Annotated in this window: 17 protein-coding genes and 2 tRNA genes; 14 read left to right on the top strand and 5 right to left on the bottom strand. The window is 64.8% G+C overall.

Features of this window, described 5'->3' with window-relative positions; genetic code table 11:
* Positions 1 to 9: 9 nt before the first annotated feature.
* From KFE19_01475 to KFE19_01455, 5 genes are all read left to right on the top strand, one after another.
* Complete coding sequence (locus tag KFE19_01475; protein ID QUO38224.1) at positions 10 to 720, top strand: CvpA family protein; 711 nt, start codon at positions 10 to 12, stop codon at positions 718 to 720.
* A gap of 69 nt (positions 721 to 789) precedes the next feature.
* On the top strand, positions 790 to 3,108 hold the full coding sequence (locus KFE19_01470; protein QUO38223.1) for an ATP-dependent Clp protease ATP-binding subunit: 2,319 nt from the start codon (positions 790 to 792) through the stop codon (positions 3,106 to 3,108).
* 20 nt (positions 3,109 to 3,128) lie between these two features.
* Complete coding sequence (locus tag KFE19_01465) at positions 3,129 to 3,353, top strand: hypothetical protein (GenBank protein QUO38222.1); 225 nt, start codon at positions 3,129 to 3,131, stop codon at positions 3,351 to 3,353.
* A 60-nt stretch (positions 3,354 to 3,413) separates the two neighbouring features.
* The gene (locus KFE19_01460) at positions 3,414 to 4,235 is read left to right on the top strand and encodes an EFR1 family ferrodoxin (protein ID QUO38221.1); all 822 of its coding nucleotides are present in this window, start codon (positions 3,414 to 3,416) and stop codon (positions 4,233 to 4,235) included.
* Between the two features lie 24 nt (positions 4,236 to 4,259).
* Positions 4,260 to 5,630, top strand: coding sequence for a triacylglycerol lipase (locus tag KFE19_01455; GenBank protein ID QUO38220.1), 1,371 nt, complete (start codon positions 4,260 to 4,262; stop codon positions 5,628 to 5,630).
* 149 nt (positions 5,631 to 5,779) lie between these two features.
* On the opposite strand, the gene KFE19_01450 is transcribed toward KFE19_01455, so the two are convergent.
* The gene (locus KFE19_01450; protein ID QUO38219.1) at positions 5,780 to 6,922 is read right to left on the bottom strand and encodes a D-alanyl-D-alanine carboxypeptidase; all 1,143 of its coding nucleotides are present in this window, start codon (positions 6,920 to 6,922) and stop codon (positions 5,780 to 5,782) included.
* Positions 6,923 to 7,102: 180 nt separating this feature from the next.
* Here KFE19_01450 and KFE19_01445 point away from each other — a divergent pair, with 180 nt between their 5' ends.
* Entirely contained in the window at positions 7,103 to 8,170 is a 1,068-nt protein-coding gene (locus KFE19_01445) for a hypothetical protein (protein ID QUO38218.1), read from the top strand.
* A gap of 55 nt (positions 8,171 to 8,225) precedes the next feature.
* Positions 8,226 to 8,861, top strand: a complete 636-nt coding sequence (locus KFE19_01440) for a chloramphenicol acetyltransferase (GenBank protein QUO38217.1) — start codon at positions 8,226 to 8,228, stop codon at positions 8,859 to 8,861.
* Positions 8,862 to 8,911: 50 nt separating this feature from the next.
* Here the strand turns inward: KFE19_01440 and KFE19_01435 are convergent, their stop codons facing one another.
* Together KFE19_01435 and KFE19_01430 are read right to left on the bottom strand one after the other, a co-directional pair.
* On the bottom strand, positions 8,912 to 9,805 hold the full coding sequence (locus KFE19_01435) for a C40 family peptidase (GenBank protein QUO38216.1): 894 nt from the start codon (positions 9,803 to 9,805) through the stop codon (positions 8,912 to 8,914).
* Positions 9,806 to 9,861: 56 nt separating this feature from the next.
* Positions 9,862 to 10,164 carry a hypothetical protein gene (locus KFE19_01430; protein QUO38215.1) on the bottom strand — a complete coding sequence of 101 codons (303 nt, stop codon included), beginning with the start codon at positions 10,162 to 10,164 and terminating at the stop codon, positions 9,862 to 9,864.
* A gap of 246 nt (positions 10,165 to 10,410) precedes the next feature.
* Here KFE19_01430 and KFE19_01425 point away from each other — a divergent pair, with 246 nt between their 5' ends.
* The 4 genes from KFE19_01425 to KFE19_01410 all read left to right on the top strand — a co-directional run bounded on the left by KFE19_01425 (position 10,411) and on the right by KFE19_01410 (position 12,859).
* On the top strand, positions 10,411 to 11,439 hold the full coding sequence (locus KFE19_01425) for a linear amide C-N hydrolase (GenBank protein QUO38214.1): 1,029 nt from the start codon (positions 10,411 to 10,413) through the stop codon (positions 11,437 to 11,439).
* Positions 11,440 to 11,481: 42 nt separating this feature from the next.
* Positions 11,482 to 12,567, top strand: a complete 1,086-nt coding sequence (locus KFE19_01420) for an endonuclease/exonuclease/phosphatase family protein (protein ID QUO38213.1) — start codon at positions 11,482 to 11,484, stop codon at positions 12,565 to 12,567.
* 118 nt (positions 12,568 to 12,685) lie between these two features.
* A tRNA-Ala gene (locus KFE19_01415) sits at positions 12,686 to 12,761 on the top strand.
* A 22-nt stretch (positions 12,762 to 12,783) separates the two neighbouring features.
* Positions 12,784 to 12,859, top strand: a tRNA-Ala gene (locus KFE19_01410).
* A 97-nt stretch (positions 12,860 to 12,956) separates the two neighbouring features.
* Here KFE19_01410 and KFE19_01405 read toward each other — a convergent pair.
* Together KFE19_01405 and KFE19_01400 are read right to left on the bottom strand one after the other, a co-directional pair.
* Positions 12,957 to 13,511 carry a DJ-1/PfpI family protein gene (locus tag KFE19_01405; GenBank protein QUO38212.1) on the bottom strand — a complete coding sequence of 185 codons (555 nt, stop codon included), beginning with the start codon at positions 13,509 to 13,511 and terminating at the stop codon, positions 12,957 to 12,959.
* Between the two features lie 45 nt (positions 13,512 to 13,556).
* Positions 13,557 to 14,129, bottom strand: coding sequence for a putative ABC transporter permease (locus KFE19_01400; GenBank protein ID QUO38211.1), 573 nt, complete (start codon positions 14,127 to 14,129; stop codon positions 13,557 to 13,559).
* Between the two features lie 130 nt (positions 14,130 to 14,259).
* On the opposite strand from KFE19_01400, the gene KFE19_01395 reads away from it, so the two are divergent.
* From KFE19_01395 to KFE19_01385, 3 genes are all read left to right on the top strand, one after another.
* The gene (locus tag KFE19_01395) at positions 14,260 to 15,240 is read left to right on the top strand and encodes a helix-turn-helix transcriptional regulator (GenBank protein ID QUO38210.1); all 981 of its coding nucleotides are present in this window, start codon (positions 14,260 to 14,262) and stop codon (positions 15,238 to 15,240) included.
* A gap of 169 nt (positions 15,241 to 15,409) precedes the next feature.
* Entirely contained in the window at positions 15,410 to 15,811 is a 402-nt protein-coding gene (locus tag KFE19_01390) for a ribonuclease III (protein QUO38209.1), read from the top strand.
* A 4-nt stretch (positions 15,812 to 15,815) separates the two neighbouring features.
* Positions 15,816 to 17,555 (top strand): NFACT family protein, encoded by a 1,740-nt coding sequence (locus KFE19_01385; GenBank protein QUO38208.1) that lies wholly within the window; start codon positions 15,816 to 15,818, stop codon positions 17,553 to 17,555.
* Positions 17,556 to 17,611 lie beyond the last annotated feature (56 nt).

Below are 17,611 nucleotides of genomic sequence, written 5' to 3'. Positions count from 1 at the left end.
TAGGCAAGCATGACCACACCTGTTATAATAGATGCGATCGCGGCGGCGGTCCTTTTGGGATTTGTCATCTGGGGCGCCCAGAGAGGGTTGTTTCGGTCCCTGACGGGGCTGCTGTCGGTCATCGTGGCCCTGGTGGGCGCGGGCCTGATCGCCGGCGCCCTGGCGGCGCCTGCCGCCCGGCTGGCCGGTCCCCTGGTGGAGGAACACATCCGCGGTCAGGTGGACGAGGCCATGGAGGTCCAGTCCTCCCAGCAGGTGGAGATGCCGGAGCTGGAGACGGAGGAGGACGACGGTTTTGCCATCGAGGACCTGCTGGCCCTGATGGGGCTGGACGAGGACGTGCGGGAATCCCTGCTGGGAGACATCCAGGAAAAGGCCGTGGACACCGGCGTGAACGTGGCCACCGCCATCGTGGAGAGCGTGGTCCAGTCGCTGCTGTACGGCGTGCTGTTCCTGCTGTCCTTCCTGGCGCTCATGCTGCTGCTGAAGCTGGCGGTGGGCGCTATGGATCTGGTGCTGAAGCTGCCGGGCCTGCACCTGCTCAACTCTCTGGGCGGCGCCGTTATCGGCCTGGCCGAGGGGGCTCTGCTGGCCTTCCTGGCCATCTGGATCGCACGGCGCCTGGGCATCTCCTTCGAAACGGAGACGGTGGCCCAGACCCATATTCTGCACTTTTTCACGACCAACACGCCTCTGAGCGCGCTGTCGTTTCTGCGGTGACGCACCGCACCGCCTCCCCGGGAGGCATGGAATATCACAAGAAGCGCCCGCTGGCGCATGGAGGTTACAATGCAGCCGACACTTTGTTCAAGATGTAAGAAAAACGTGGCCGTGGTCTTTATCTCCCGGATGGAGGGGGACCGGACCATCAACGAGGGCCTGTGCCTGAAGTGCGCCAAGGAGCGGGGACTGCCCCAGGTGGACGAGATGATGAAGCGCATGGGCATCTCCGACGAGGACCTGGACACCCTCAACAGCGAGATGCTCCAGGCCATGAGCGGCGTGGAGAATATCGAGGACCTGCCCGGCCCCGAGGAGGGGGACGAGGAGGAAGAGGACGGCAAGACCGCCACCTTCCCGTTCCTCAACCGCCTGTTCTCCGGGTCCGACGCCCCCCGGGGCGATGCCGCGCCGGAAGGCGACCAGGGCCGCGGCCGGGAGAAGGAGCGCAAGGAGCCCAAGAACGGCAAGCGGAAGTACCTGGAGAACTACTGCATCTCCCTGACCCAAAAGGCCCAGGAGGGCAAGCTGGACCCGGTCATCGGCCGGGCGGAGGAGATCGAGCGGGTGGTCCAGATCCTCAACCGCCGCCAGAAGAACAACCCCTGCCTGATCGGCGAGCCCGGTGTGGGCAAGACCGCCATCGCCGAGGGCCTGGCCCAGCGGATCGCCAAAGGCGATGTGCCCTTCAAGCTGCGGGAGAAGGAGGTCTACCTCCTGGACCTGACGGCCCTGGTGGCCGGCACCCAGTTCCGGGGGCAGTTCGAGTCCCGGATGAAGGGTTTGATCGACGAGGTCAAGCGCCTGGGCAACATCATTTTGATGATCGACGAGGTCCACAACATCGTGGGCGCCGGCGACGCTGAGGGCAGCATGAACGCTGCCAATATCTTGAAGCCCGCCCTCTCCCGGGGTGAGATCCAGGTCATCGGCGCCACTACCTTCAATGAGTACCGCAAGTCCATTGAAAAGGACACCGCCCTGGAGCGTCGGTTCCAGCCGGTGACGGTCAACGAGCCCTCCATCGAGGACTCCATCCAGATCCTCAAGGGCCTGGCCCCCAACTACGAGAAGTACCACGGCGTGAAGATCTCCGAGGGGATCCTGCGCCAGGCGGTGGTGCTCTCCGAGCGGTATATCACCGACCGCTTCCTGCCGGACAAGGCCATCGACCTCATCGACGAGGCCTGCTCCGACCTGAATTTGAAGGACCCGGACATCTCCCGGCGCATGCAGATCCAGCGGGAGCTGGACGACTATGAGAAAGAGCGCACCATGCTGGAGGAGAAGGAGGAGAAGGCCGAGGGCGACTATGCCCGGATGGCCGAGCTCAAGAGCCGGGAGCTGCAGCTGACCACGGAGCTCAACGCCCTGCTGGAAAAGGGCGATCCCCAGCTTTCCATGGAGAACGTGGCCCACGTGATCGAGCTTTGGACCAAGATCCCCGCCGCCAAGATCCGGGAGCAGGAGTTCCAGCGCCTGAGCAAGCTGGAAGAGCGGCTCAAAACCCACATCGTGGGCCAGGACGAGGCCATCTCCGCTGTGTCCGCCGCCGTGCGCCGCAACCGGGTGGGTATCTCTCCCAAGCACAAGCCCGTCAGCTTCATCTTCGTAGGCTCCACAGGCGTTGGTAAGACGGAGCTGGTCAAACAGCTGGCCACGGACCTGTTCAACACCCCCGACGCCCTGATCCGCCTGGACATGTCGGAGTTCATGGAAAAGCACTCCGTCTCCCGGATCGTGGGCTCGCCCCCGGGTTATGTGGGCTATGACGAGGCCGGTCAGCTGACGGAGAAGATCCGCCGCAAGCCCTACGCGGTGGTCCTCTTCGACGAAATCGAAAAGGCCCATCCCGACGTTCTGAACGTCCTCCTTCAGATCCTGGACGACGGTGAGATCACTGACGCCCACGGCCGGAAGGTGAACTTTGAAAACACCATCATCGTCATGACCTCCAACGCCGGCAGCGCCAACAATGACAGCGGCACCGTGGGCTTCGGCCGGTCCGTCAGCGAGCAGGACGCCGACAAGGCCATGAAGGCATTGCAGCAGTTCCTGCGGCCGGAGTTCATCAACCGGGTGGACGCGGTCATCACCTTCAACCGCCTCAGCCGTGAGAACTTCCAGGCCATTGCCCGGATCATGCTGGGTGAGCTGGCCGGGTCCCTGAAGGACAAGGGTATCGCTTTCACCTACGACGACGCTCTGGTGGAGCTGCTGACGGAGAAGTCCTACTCTCTGACCTACGGCGCCCGGAACCTGCGCCGCACCATCCAGAAGGAGCTGGAGGACCCCATGGCCACCAGGATCATCGACAGTTACGAGACCCCCATCACCCAGATCAAGGCCACGGCGGAGGACGGACAGGTGAAGCTGTACACCCTGTAAGGGCAAAAGGAGAGAGAAGCATGGCATCTTTGGGAAAACTGTTCCGGCGGGACATGGACCCCCGCTGCGCATACTGTGAGAGAGGCCAGCAGATCAACGAGCGGGAGGTGGCCTGCGTGAAGCGGGGCATCGTCCCGGCGGAGAGCCACTGCCGGTCCTTCCGGTACGATCCGCTCAAGCGGGTGCCGCCCCGCCCGGCGGCCCTGGATACGGAGAAACTGAACGAGGCGGACTTTTCGCTGTAAGCACCAACAGGCACCCCGCGCGGGGTGCCTGTTTCCACAGAGGAGAAAAGGAGGAGCCCTATGGATGTGAAGAAGGTCTGGACGCTGTATTTCAGCGCCACCGGCAACACCGACAAGACGGCAAACACCATCGCCGACGCCCTGGCCCGCCGGCTGGAGGTCCCGGCGGAGCGGATCTCCTTTACCCGGCCGGGAGAGCGCGAAAAGGAGTATTCCTTTACAGAAGGGGATCTGGTCGTCGTGGCCTCGCCCACCTACGCAGGGAAGCTGCCCAACAAGATCCTGCCGGATTTCCAGGGAAAACTCCACGGCTGCGGCGCTCTGGCGGTTGCCGTGGTGACCTTTGGCAACCGCAGCTACGACAACGCTCTGGCGGAGCTGTGCGCTGTGCTGGAGGGGGACGGCTTCCACACCGTGGCCGGCGCGGCCTTCGCCTGCCGCCACGCTTTCACCGATGCCCTGGCCGACGGACGCCCCGACTGGGACGACAAGCGGGCCATGGAGACCTTTGCCGGACAGGTCGCTGACAAGGTAAAGAACTTGACAGAACTGCCCGCCCCGGTGGCTGTGCCCGGGGACGCTGCGGCCCCCTACTATGTGCCCAAGGGCACCGATGGCCAGCCCGCCAAGTTCCTCAAGGCCAAGCCCCAGACGGACCTGGGCAAGTGCACCGATTGCGGTGCCTGCGCCCGCTTCTGTCCCATGGGGGCCATCGACCCGGAGCACCCGGCCCTGGTCCCCGGTACCTGCATCAAGTGCCACGCCTGCGTCCGCAAGTGCACCAAGCACGCCAAGTACTTTGATGACCCGGCGTTCCTGAGCCACGTGGCCATGCTGGAGCAGAATTTCACGGAGCCCAAGGAGAACGCATTCTTTCTGTGACAGAGACAAAGAGGAGGGGGAGAGATGAGAAAATGGCTGCGCCGGGGGCTCTGGACCCTGGTGATTCTGACCGCCTCCAATCTGGTGGCGGTGCTCTGCTCGCTACCGCTGTATTACCAAGTGACTGGGGGCTGCTTTTTGCTGGCAAGCCTGATCCTTCTGGCGTTGCTGACGCTGGTCCTGGTGCGTCCCTTGGGGCGGTCGCCGCTGCCTACCCGTCGGATCCGGCAGCTGGCCGCCGGAGTGGAGCTGCTGCGGTTGTTCCTGGTGACGGCCACGGCGGACCTGGTCACCACGCTGTGGTTTTTCTGCCTGCTGACCCCGTGGGCGGGCGTGGACGGGATCGTCTGGCTGGGCATCACTGCCCATGTGCTCCTGGTGGTGGCAGTGGAGGCGTCCGTCTTTTGGGCTGGCATGATAAGAGTTTACATAACTTCTGTTCAGCTGGGCCTGAAGTACCGCGTCCTGGCCGCCCTGTGCGGCTGGATCCCGCTGGTCAACATCTGGTATCTCTGCAAGATCATCCGCATCGCCTCTGATGAGGTGGAGTTTGAGACGGAGAAATGGGAGATCGACGCCGCCCGGGCGGAGAGTGAGATCTGCAAGACGAGATACCCCCTCCTGATGGTCCACGGGGTGTTCTTTCGGGACTTTCGTTATGTCAACTATTGGGGCCGCATCCCCAGAGAGCTGACCCGCAATGGCGCCACAGTCTACTACGGCGGGCAGCAGTCTGCTGCGGCGGTGGAGGACAGCGGGAAGGAGCTGGCCGCCCGCATCCGCCGGATCGTGGAGGAGACCGGATGCGGCAAGGTGAATATCATCGCCCACTCCAAGGGAGGGCTGGACAGCCGGGCGGCCATCGCCCACTGCGGCATGGCGCCCTATGTGGCCACCCTCACCACCATCAACACCCCCCACCGGGGCTGCGTCTTTGCGGAGTACCTGCTGGACAAGATCCCCCAGGCTATGCGCCAACGCATCGCGGACACCTATAACGCCACTCTAAAGCGTCTCGGCGACGAAAATCCGGACTTTCTGGCGGCGGTGACGGATCTGACCGCCTCTGCCTGCGAAGAGCGGAACGCCGTCACCCCCGACGATCCCGGCGTGGTGTATGAGAGTGTCATGTCCTACTGCGAGAAGGCCCAGCATGGCAAGTTTCCTCTGAACATGACCCACCCCATCGTCCGGTATTTCGACGGCCGCAACGATGGCCTGGTGGCGGTGGACTCTGCCAAGTGGGGCAGCCGCTTCACGCTGCTGGAGCCCTCGGGGAAGCGTGGCATCTCCCACGGGGACGTGGTGGATCTGAACCGGGAGAACATCCCCGGCTTCGATGTGCGGGAATTTTATGTCAATCTCGTGGCCGATCTGAAGCGGCGCGGGTTCTGAGAAAGACCGGGCAGATGGTAAAGCGGCGTCCCCAACAGGGGACGCCGCTTTTCTGCGCGCCGGAAGGCGCGCTTCGCCGCCCGGACAGGAGAGGGCAGGGGAGACGGCAGAGATCTCACCGGCCCTGTGCCTGGATGGTTTCCATAATATCAAAGCGGCGTCCCGTTTTGGGACGCCGCTTCGGCTGCATCGGTTTCCGCGCTCTCCGCGCAGTAGGTCTTGTACAGTTCCGCGTGGTCGTAGATGGCCCGCCAGGAGCTGTACGCGTCGGCGGTGACGCAGAGGTACTGGTGGCCGTCCGGAGCCTGGGCCCAGCTGGCGGCGCAGTTGCCGGACTGGACCACATAGCCGGTCTTGGCGCCCATGACGGTCAGTCCGCCGGTGTCCTTGTCCTCGATCCGCCGCAGGAACCAGTTGGAGAGGACCTGTCCCTCCGGATGGTCCGTGGTGGGGGCGGTCTCGTAGGTATGGGCGCCCAGCACCTCCCGGCACAGATCGTTGCCCATGGTGGCCTCCAGAATGGCGGCCATGTCGGAGACGGTGCAGGCGTGGGCCTCGTCAAACAGCCCCACGCAGTTGGTGAAGTGGGCGGTGTCGGAGAGGCCCAGTTCCTCCAGCTTGTCGTTCATCATCTCCACAAAGGCCTCGTGGGATCCGGCCACATAGGTGGCAAGGCCCACGGCCGCGTCGGCACCGGAGGGGAGGATGGTGCCGTAGAACAGCTCCCGGACGGTGACGGTTTCGTCCACCATCAGCCCAACCACGCTGCACCCGTTGACGTAGCAGTAGTCGGTGATCTCCCGGGTCATGGTGAAGGTGTCGTCCAGATCGGCTTCCTCGATGGCCTCGGCGGCCACCAGGACGGTCAGGATCTTGGTCATGGAGGCGGGATAGATCACCGTGTCCGCGCCCTTTTCCGCTAGGATCTCATGGCTGTCCAGGTCGATCAGCACCACGTAGACGCTGGGCAGCTCCTCGCCCAGCTGAACGGTGCCTTCGGTGGCGGTATAGCCGGAGGGGATCTGCGGTTCCTCTGCCACAGGCGGCTCGGCGGAAAGACTCTCTTCGGCCGCCAGATCAATACCGGCCACTTCCTCTTCCTCCGGGGTGTGGCCGGCCTTGCTGCCCAGCAGCAGGCTCACAGCCAGCACCGCCACCAGGGCACAGGGTAGGAAGATCTGCAGCTGTCGCCGCCGCCGGGCCCGCAGCTTGGCCTTTCGGGCTTCCTGCCGCGCCCGTCGGCGGGCGGCCCGCTCTTCTTCAGTGAATACAGAGGTATATTGCTCATCCATGGCAAGGCTCCTGTCCTGGGATATGATCGTTTCCATTATAGCAGAAACTGTCGAAAAATACAGAGGCAATTTCCTTCCGGCGGGCTTTTTTTGCGGCTTTCCGGAAATTCCCAACATTCCGCTGTCGGGTCAAGTCCTTTTCGCATAGCCTGAGGTAAGATCAGACTTGGAGGGGAGCGTATGGCTCTGGTAACGAATTTCTTTCTGGGCGCCAACAGCGGCGAGGGCTTTCAGAATCTTTTTTCCCAGATCACGGATCTGGAGGATACCTATGACCTGATGGTGCTCAAGGGCGGCCCCGGTGTGGGGAAGAACACCTTCATGCGGGAGATTGGCCGCGCCATGGAGGCGGCAGGGACGCCGGTAGAGTACCTGTGGTGCTCTGGGGACCCGGACTCTCTGGACGGCGTTGTGCTGCCGGGTCTGCGGTGCGCCGTGGTGGACGGCACCAGCCCCCATGTGGTGGAGCCCCGGTATCCGGCGGCGGTGGACCGGTATGTGGACCTGGGCAGGTTTTACGATCTGACCGCCGCCAAGGCCGCGGCCGGAGAGGTGAAGACCCATACCCACGCCTATCAGGCGGCCTATGTCCGGGCCTACCGGAACCTGAAAGCCGCCCGGCAGGTGGAGCTGGACGCCTTTGCTGCGGTGCGCCGCGGATTTGACGCCGACCGCGCCCGCCGTCGGGTGGAGGGCATCCTGTCCCGGGAGCTGCGGCAGAAGGGGGACCAGAGCGGCCGCACGGTCCGCCGCTTTTTGGGCAGCGTCACCTGGCAGGGCTATGTCTGGCGCTTTGACAGCGTGGACGCCCTGTGCCCCCGGGTCTATGAGTTTGCCGACAGCGCGGAGCTGGCGGGTGAGCTCTTTGCGCAGATCCGCGCCCGGGCGGCGGAGCGGGGGTGGGACACCATCGCCTGCTGCGCCCCGGAGGAGCCGGAGCGGATCGAGCACCTGCTGATCCCGGGGCTGGGCCTGGGCTTTATCACCTCCCGGCCGGGCATGGAGTACGGGCGGCGCCCCTACCGCCGGGTGCGGCTGGACGCCATGGCGGAGCAGCGGGAGGGTCGCGCCCGGCTGCGCTTCCAGACCCGCATGGCGGCACTGCTGCGGGAGGAAGGCATCGCTGCCCTCCGGGAGGCCAAGGCCTCCCACGATGCCCTGGAGGCTGTCTACAACCCCTATGTGGACTTTGACGGGGTGCGGACCCTGGCGGCCCTGGAGGCGGGGCGCCTGCTGAGCTGGCTGTGAGGGGTTTCCCTCCGGCTCCGGCTGTGGTATAATCCCTGCAAAGGGAGGTAGGCCCATGGCGTGGAAATTTGTGGATATGGAGCGGGACCCCCGCCGGGAGCAGTTTGCGTACTTCCGGGACTTTGCCAACCCGTACCTGGGTGTCACGGCGGAGGTGGATGTGACGGAGGTGCTGGACTGGACCCGGCGGACGGGGACCAGCTTTTTCCTGGCGGTGCTGTACGCCGCCGTCCGGGCGGCCAACGCCGTGCCGGAGCTGCGGCGCCGCCTCCGGGGCGGGGAAGTGGTGGAGTACGACCAGTGTCCCTCCTCCCACACGGTTGCCCTGCCGGACGGCAGCTACTGCTATTGTCGCCTGACGGCGGACCGGCCGCTGATGGAATTTTTGCCCTATGCGGCGGCGGAACAGGTCCGGGCTGCCGCGCAGCCCACGCTGGAGGACGGAGCGGAGAGCGAGAGCCTGCTGTTCGTTTCCTGCCTTCCCTGGCTGCGCTACACGGCCCTGACTCAGCCCACACCCGGTCCGGCGGACAGCAATCCCCGGATCACCTGGGGGCGGTACGGTCCCCGGGAGGGGCGGACGGTGCTGCCGGTGACGCTGCTGGTCCACCACGCCCTGGCGGACGGGCGGCATGTGGCCCGATTCTACGAGGAGTTGGAAAGAGAACTGGCCCGGATCCCAGGGCCATAAGAAAACAGCGGCACGCGTCATACGCGTGCCGCTGTTGGTTTGCAGTTGGATCAGACGTGGATACCGCCCACGAAGTATGTATTGTAATAACCGCTGGTCAGGTCGCTGATGATCACGCCGCCGCTGGAAGAAGAGGAGGAGTGGATGAACTGACCGTTACCGATGTAGATGCCGGCGTGAGAGCAGGCCTTGCCGGCGTTGCGGGCGGGATCGTTGAAGAACACCAGGTCGCCGGGCTGCAGGGCGCTGATGCCCCAGATCCGGGTACCCAGACCGCTCTGCCACTGGCCAGTGGCGGTGTGGGGCAGGGAGTAGCCGTACTGCTTGTAGATGTACATGGTGAAGCCGGAGCAGTCAAAGCCGCTGGGGGAGGCGCCGCCGTAGACATAGCGCACGCCCAGATACTGCTTAGCGGTGGCCACGATATCGCTGTTGTCAGAAGCAGACTCCGTCAGGTCCAGGAAATCGCTGCGGATGTAGCCTTCGGTGCCGTATTCGCAGGTGACGTCGTACCAACCGTCCACCAGGGCGTTAACGGTGACAATGGTGCCCTCGTCCACGGTGGCGAGAGAACTGCTCTCAGTAGAGGGATCAGAGCGGACATTGACGCCGCTGGCGTTAACCCGACCGTAGGTGGTGAAAATATTGTCCTGATCCACAGTCAGGTAGTCACCGGAGACATAGCCGGTATTGCCGTTATAGCTGATCTTGTACCAGCCGTCGATGCTGTCGTCCAGAATGGCAACCGCCACACTCTTGTCCAGAGTGGTGACGATGGAGGAATCCGTAGAGGCCTCTGCCCGCATTCTCAGGGAAGAACCGGTGGTGCAGCCGGCTCCGATGGCGATTTCACCTTCCGCTGCCAGGGCGGTGGCGCCCAGCAGAAATACGGATAAACCGGAGATCAGAGCAACTTTGACTGCCTTACCTGCAAAATGTGTCATGGGGGTGTACGCTTCCTTTCGTCGTTCTTTTGTATCGCGTGGGGAAGTGGGGCCGCTTACTTACCGGCCAGAGCACGGTCCAGCCAGACGGCGGCCACGTCCATGGCGGCATACAGGCTGTCTTTTTCGCTTTTTTTGACCACCCGGTCCCGGGACTTCAAGTCCGGATCCGTTAGCTGCAGCTGAACGGAGACCTTGGTGGCCACCTCCAGATCCTGTTCCTTCTTGGTGTCCAGAATCTGCATCATGATGATATATTTCTCAGCCATCGTCCCGTAGTAGATCAGGTTTTCGACCCGGCGGAGAGGATGGCCCTTGTACATCAGACCTTCCGCTTTCGCGGACTTGGTTTCTGCCATGGAAACACTCCTTCAAAAAGTTTGTAACCGAATTGTAACAGAATTTTTCCGTTTTGTCAACAATGGGTAACAGGCGATGACGAAAAAACTTCCGCTCCACCGAAAAACCTTGAAATTTCAGTGGGTTGTATCAATGAAAAGGTTACGAAAAAGGAAAAAAGCGGCATAGCGGCAGTTTGAAAATAACCTGAATCGGGAAAGGTGAGAGAAAAGCCTCCGGGCCGGTCCCGGGGAGAGGAGGAGCCGATGAGACGATCACAAGAGATGGGATGCAGCTGCCTTTCCTGGGCAGCGGAGGAGGGCGGACCCCTGTGGGGGCGGAACTTCGATCTGAACTGTCTGCCTCCGGATACCCAGGTGACCTTTCTGCCGCCGGGGACGGTCTATGGCGGCGCTCTGACGGCCCGCTGGGGCGCCGTGGGCGTGGGGACCCTGGCGGTGCCGGGGATGCCCATGCTGTACGAGGGGGTCAACCAGATGGGCCTCATGGGCGGCCAGCTGAACTACCGGGGCTTTGCCCATTATCCGGAGACGGTCCGGCCCGGTACCGTTCCGCTGCCGCCGGGTGGAGCGGTGTACCATCTGCTGGCCCGGTGCGCCAGCGTGGCGGAGGTGGTGGAGGTACTGGAACGGGAGGTGACCATCGCCGCCCTGCCGCTGCTGGGGGTGGTGCCCACGGTCCACTGGGCCTTCACCGACGGGACCGGGGAGAGCGTGGTCATCGAGCCGGAGGCGGAGGGGCTGCGGATCTGCCGGGACGCCCTGGGAGTTATGACCAACAGCCCCGGCTATCCCTGGCAGCGGACGAATCTGCTCAACTACGCTGCCGTCCGGGACCTGGACCGGGGGCCCGCGGCGCTGGCGGAGGATCTGGTGCCCTGCTTCTCCGGCACCGGCGGCCAGGGTCTGCCCGGGGACTGGAGTTCGCCCTCCCGGTTCGTGCGGCTGGCCTTCCTGCGGCGCTACGCCCAGCCCGGCCGCACCGAGGCCGAGGGGATCGCCCGACTGCTGCGGCTGCTGCAATCCGCCGCCTTCCCTCTGGGCGCGGTGCGGCTGGAGGAGGACCCGCCCTGGGAGTACACCCTTTATACCGCCGCGGCCTGCGCCCGGTCCCGGCGGTTCTACTGGACCACCTATCACAGTCAGCGGGTGCGGTATGTGGACCTGCCCCGGCTGGTGGAGCGGGGTGTCCTGGCCCGGTTCCCCCTGGAGGCGGAGCCGGACTTTCTGGATATCACGGAAGCGCCTCTTGCATTCCCGTCTGACCGGGTGTAGAATTCCATGGTGCAGATACAAGTATAATGTGAGGTGTGTTCGGTGAAGAGAAGGGGACTGTGGTGGAAAATTCCGACGGCGGCGCTGGCACTGGTGCTGGCGGCGGTGCTGGGTTATCTCTGCTACGCCCTTCTGACCTATTACCGGGTGGAGGACTGGCAGACCCTGACCGTCAACGGCCAGGGCGGCGGCCCGGCGGAGACGGACCGGAGCTACAAGCTGCTGTCCTACAACATCGGCTTCGGGGCGTACAGTCCCGACTACGGCTTCTTCATGGACGGCGGGGACTACTCCCGGGCGTTTTCCGAGGAGGCCGCCCGGGCCAATGTGACCGGCGCCCTGGAGACGGCGGCGGGCCAGGCCCCGGACTTCGTCTTTTTACAGGAGGTGGACGCCGACGCCACCCGCAGCTACCATGTGGACGAGCAGCAGATGGCGGCGGAGGCCCTGGGCGGAGACATGGCCTGGGTCACCGCCCAGAACTATGACTCCCCGTATCTGCTCTGGCCCCTGACCTGCCCCCACGGGGCGTCCCGCTCCGGCATCATGACCTTTTCGGCCTGCGAGGTCACCGGCTCCGTCCGCCGGAGCCTGCCGGTGGAGACGGGGCTGACCCGGTATCTGGATCTGGACCGGTGCTACACGGTCACCCGGGTGCCGGTGGCGGACGGACGGGAGCTGTGCCTCTACAATGTGCATCTGTCGGCCTACACCTCCGACGGCACCGTGGCCACGGAGCAGGTGAAGCTGCTGGCGGCGGACATGGCGGCGGAGTACGCCGCCGGGAATTACGCCGTCTGCGGCGGCGACTTCAACAAGGATCTGTGGGAGGACTCCGCTGCGGTGTTCGGTGTGGCGGGGGAGGGCCAGACCTGGGCCCAGCCCTTCCCGGAGGAGCTGCTGAGCGGCGGCATCCGCCTGGAGGTGCCGGACGCCGGCGCGGCGAATCCGGTCCCCAGCTGCCGCAACGCCGACGGGCCCTATGTGCCCGGTGAGAGCTTCGTGCTGACGGTGGACGGCTTCCTGGTCTCCGAAAACGTGACGGTGGAGGCCGCCTCGGTGGTGGACACCGGCTTCGCCTGGTCGGACCACAATCCGGTCCTGCTGACCTTCCGGCTGGAGCCGTGACCGGCTTTTCAAAAGTTTTGCGAAAAATGAAAATTGGGTGTTGACATTTCGGGATCATCTTGCTATACTAGTCCATGTTCTGAGCGCGGGAAACCAAGAAAACCGCCGGAACGCATATGGGGGTATAGCTCAGCTGGGAGAGCGCTTGAATGGCATTCAAGAGGTCAGCGGTTCGATCCCGCTTATCTCCACCAACGAAAACTGAATATGGAATGTGGGGGTATAGCTCAGCTGGGAGAGCGCTTGAATGGCATTCAAGAGGTCAGCGGTTCGATCCCGCTTATCTCCACCAACAAAAGGCACACGGTTTCGTGTGCCTTTTGTCTTTTCCGGATACATTATATAAATAACATCCCCGCCGCCCATTCCGGCGGCGGGGATGCGCGGTTTCAGCAGTCCGGGTGCTGGATGCGCTCCTTGACGGTCTGGGCCTCCTCCGGGCTCACCAGCAGCCGCACCAGCTCCAGTCCCAGGTCGATGGCGAAGCCCAGGCCCCGGGCGGTGGTGAAGGGCCCGTCGGTGACCACGCCCTCCATGGTCCAGGTGCCGCAGGGCACCTTGTCCCGCCAGGTGGGGTAGCTGGTGGCAGTGCGCCCGGCCAGCAGCCTCAGGCCGCCCAGGACGCTGGGCGCGGCGCAGATGGCGGCGATCCGGTCGCCCCGGGCGGCGGAATCTTTCAGCACGGCGGCGAGACCTTCGTGGGCCGTCAGGTTTTCCACGCCCTTGCCGCCGCCGGGCAGGAACAGCGTGTCGCCGGGCAGGACCTCCGTCTCCTCAAAGAGCCGGTCCGCCAGGACCGTGATGTTGTGGGAGCCGGTGACCTCCCGGCGGCCCATGATGGACACCGTCTCCACCTGAATGCCGCCCCGGCGGGCGATGTCCACCACCGCCAGGCACTCCACCTCTTCCATTCCGTCCGCCAGGAAGGCGTACAGTTTGCTCATGATCGTTCCTCCTTATCTTAAATCTTAATTGCAACGTCGTTTCTCTCAAAGCAGGGCTCTTGCCGCGGTGACCGCGCAGTCCAGGGCGAACAGCGCCGCCAGGACCCGGAACACCCTGGTCCGCAGCCGGGGGCTCATGGCGCCCACCAGCTTTTCAAAGAGGGGCTGCAATACCAGCAGAAAGAGCAGCCCGCCCAGACCGAAGCGGACGGAGGGGGACAGGGCGATGCGGCCCTGGAAGTTGATGCCGTAGTTCATATAGGTCTGCCAGGGCCAGGCGCCGGTCAGGGCCTCCAGAATGTAGCTGGTGACCAGCTCGATGGCGGTAGCCACCGCCATGCAGCCTACGAACAGCGCCAGCGGCCGCACCACCCAACGCAGCAGCACGCCGCCCTCCTTTTTCAAAAGCCAGCCGAAGCACAGCAAAAAGGCCAGCGCCCCCACGCCGTAGACCGGGCAGTAGGGACCCAGCAGCACGCCCCGGTCCGAGTATCCCCAGCGGTAGACCACCACCTCCAAAAATACCTCATAGGCCCAGCCGATAACGGAATACAGCAGAAAATACAGAAACAGCGCCTGAACAGCCTCCTGTCGGGACTGGGGCTCAAATCGTCTCATGAAAAATTCTCCCTTCCTTGTCGTGGCACCATCCTACCATGCCGGCGCCGGATGCGCAAGGCTCGTTCTACCGGAAGTAGATTGCCTTTTCGGGTCGGAACCGGTATGATGAGGGCAAGAGGTGAGGACAATGCAGGAGGAACGGGAGACCGTGGGCGCCCTGATCCGCCGGGCACGGCAGGACAGGGGCTTGACCCAGCGGCAGCTGGCGGAGCGGCTCCATGTGACGGACAAGTCCGTCAGCAAGTGGGAGCGGGACGTGTGCCGGCCGGACGTGGCGCTGCTGGAGCCCCTGGCCGAGGCTCTGGGCCTGGGCGTTTTGCAGCTGGTGACCGGCCAGGCGGCGCCGGAGGCGGAGGATGCCGCCCGGCGGCTGGCGGATACCTCCGTAAAGGAGATCCGCCGCAAGGCCCGGCGGGTGAGCGCCCGCTGGCTGGCGGTCCTGGGCGCGGCCCTGGTCCTGGCGGTCTGGGCACTGGCCTCCATGGGTTACCGCTTCACCGCCGAGGCCGCCGCGCGGCAGGGACTGTTCTCCGGCCGGGAGACGGCCCAGGTGCTGCTGGAGCAGCCCCTGGGCGGCTATCAGCTCTTTTTGTTCTCCGACGGTGACAGCGGCACCTACCGGACGACGCTCACGGAGCGGTGGGGTCCCCTGTGGCGGCCCCTGGGCGTGGAGGTCCGGGCGGAGGCCACGGGGCAGGCCATGGAGGGCCTGGGCGGGCTGACGCTGAACGACGACTGGGGCTGTACGCTCTTCCGCTGCGACGACCCGGCGGTGGAGACCGTGGAGGTGTATCTCACCTCCGATCGCAAAAATACCGTCACCCGGAAGGTCGAGACCGGAGAGGTCCAGCTCCTCGTGTGGACGGCGGATCTGAACCGGGAGATCTGGCCGGACGAAGAGGGCGTGGAGGGACAGCGGACCATCTCCTTCACACCCACTGCCGTGGCCTTGGATGGGGCGGGGAACGTCCTCTGGCATCTGGATATGCCCATGATCGGAGCCAGGGTCTACGCCAGCCTTTACCGCTGGTGGCCGGGCCCGGAGGGGGAGTGGCCGGGCTTCGAGGAGGCCCTGGCGCAGCAGGAGGCGTCATCCGGCCCCTTCTGAAGAACATACGAACCCATGGCGGGACCGCAAATGGGCGGTCCCGCCGCCTTTTGGGTGACAAATCCCGCGGAATGTGGTACAATATCACGAGCCGCTTCGCGGGCGGCGGATCAAGCGCAAGACCGGCGGCCCGGACCGGGCGGCGCCGGAAGGATAAGGAGAGGACCCCATGAACGACTATTTCCAGCCCCAGCTGACGGAGGACCAGCTCCGTGCCATCAGCTCCATCGGCCTTGCCCATATGGGAGACGCGGTGTTTGAGATTTTGGTGCGTGCCTGGCTGTGCGCCCATGGCAAGGCAACGGGCAAGGGCCTTCACCAGGCCACCGTGGCCCTGGTGCGGGCGGAGTCCCAGGCGGAGCGGGCGGAGCGGATCCTGCCCCTTCTGACCGAGGAGGAACAGGCGGTGTTCCGCCGGGGCCGCAACGCCCAGGTCCACACCATCCCGCCCCATGCCAGCCGGGCCCAATACGCCCAGGCCACGGCTCTGGAGGCGCTGCTGGGCTGGCTGTACCTGCGGGGACAGCGCCAGCGGATCAACGAGCTGTTCTGCGCGATGATGGAGGAGTAAGACCATGCCTTTGGATGCGATCTGTTTACAGGCGGTGGTGCAGGAGCTGCGGCCGCTGCTGATCGGGCAGCGGATCGACAAGGTCCAGATGCCCACCCGGGACCAGGCGGTGCTGACGCTGCGGGCCGGGCGGCTGCTGCTCAATGCCGGAGCCGGGACGCCCCGGCTCCAGATGACGGCCCTGGCCCGGGAGAACCCGGCGGAGCCGCCCATGTTCTGCATGCTCCTGCGCAAGCATCTGGTGGGCGCCCGGGTGGCGGACATCACTCAGCCGCCGCTGGAGCGGCTGGTGCGGCTGGAGCTGGACAGCGCCGACGATTTCGGCCGCCCCGGCCACCGGACGCTGGTGCTGGAGGCCATGGGCCGCCGGTCCAACCTGATCCTGCTGGACGAGGAGGGCCGGGTCATCGACTGCCTGCGGCGGGTGGACGCGGAGATGTCCGCCGCCCGGCAGGTGCTGCCGGGCCTTTTCTACCTGCCGCCGGCCTCCCAGGGCCGCCTGCCGGTGACAGAGGAGACGGAGGCGGGGTTCCGGGAGAAGCTGGACGCCGCTCCGCCGGAGCAGAAGATCGACGCCTTTTTGCTGGACAGCTACTTCGGCGTCTCGCCCTTAATTGCCCGGGAACTGGCTTTCCTGGCCGCCGGGGAGACCGATGGGCGCCTCTTCGGCCTGGGGCCGGAGGGAGAGGCGCGGCTGTGGGCAGAGCTGGAACGGCTCGTGACGGACATCCGGGAAAACCGCTTCACGCCGGTGGGGCTGAAGCGGAACGGGGAGCCCCTGGACTACTCCTACCGGCCCATCCGCCAGTACGGCGATGCCGCGGAGCAGGTGACCTATCCCAGTTTTTCAGATCTGATGGATGACTTCTACGCCCAGCGGGAGCGGGCAGAGCGGCTGCGCCAGCGGGGCGCGGACCTGACCCGGGCCGCCTCCACCGCCCGGGACCGGCTGCGGCGAAAGCTGGCCGCCCAGGAGAAGGAGTATGCCCAGACCCAGGAGCGGGACCAGCTGCGGCTGTACGGCGAGCTGATCACCGCCAACCTCTACCGCATGGAGCGGGGACAGCGGACGCTGGAGGCGGAGAACTACTACGATCCTCAGGGCGGCACCGTGACCGTGCCCCTGGACCCGCTGCTGACGCCCCAGCAGAACGCCGCCAAGTACTATAAGCGCTACAACAAGGCCAAGACCGCGGAGCGATACCTCCGGGAGCAGATGGACATTGCCCGGCGGGACCTGGAGTATCTGGGCAGCGTGCTGGAGGAATTGGAGCGGGCGGAGAGCGACCAGGACTTCTCCGACATCCGGGAGGAGCTGCGCCAGGCGGGCTTTCTGCGCAAGCAGGGGAAGAAGCAGATCTCCCGCCCGGCCAAGCCCCTGGAGTTCCGCACCTCCGCGGGGCTGCGGGTCCTGGTGGGCCGCAGCAACCGACAGAACGACCGCCTGACCCACGACGCGGACCGCCGGGACCTGTGGTTCCACACCCAGAAGATCCACGGCGCCCATGTGATCCTCTGCACCGGCGCTCAGGAGGCGGACGAGGCCTCCATCCGGGAGGCGGCAGGGCTTGCCGCCTGGTATTCCCAGGCAAAGCACAGCGCCAACGTCCCTGTGGACTGCACGGCGGTGAAGAACGTGAAAAAGCCCGCCGGTGCCCGGCCGGGCATGGTGACCTACATCAATTTCCGCACCGTGTACGTGACGCCGGAGGAGGCGGAGGTTCGCCGTCTGAGCCAACTATAAAAAATTTATAAAGTTTCTGTAAAAAAAGCAGGCTGTATTGTGCAATACAGCCTGCT

The sequence above is a fragment of the Dysosmobacter sp. Marseille-Q4140 genome (assembly GCA_018228705.1).
GTDB lineage: Bacteria > Bacillota > Clostridia > Oscillospirales > Oscillospiraceae > Oscillibacter.
Note: the sequence above shows the minus strand (reverse complement) of the source record. Positions and strands in the feature narration are given on the sequence as shown.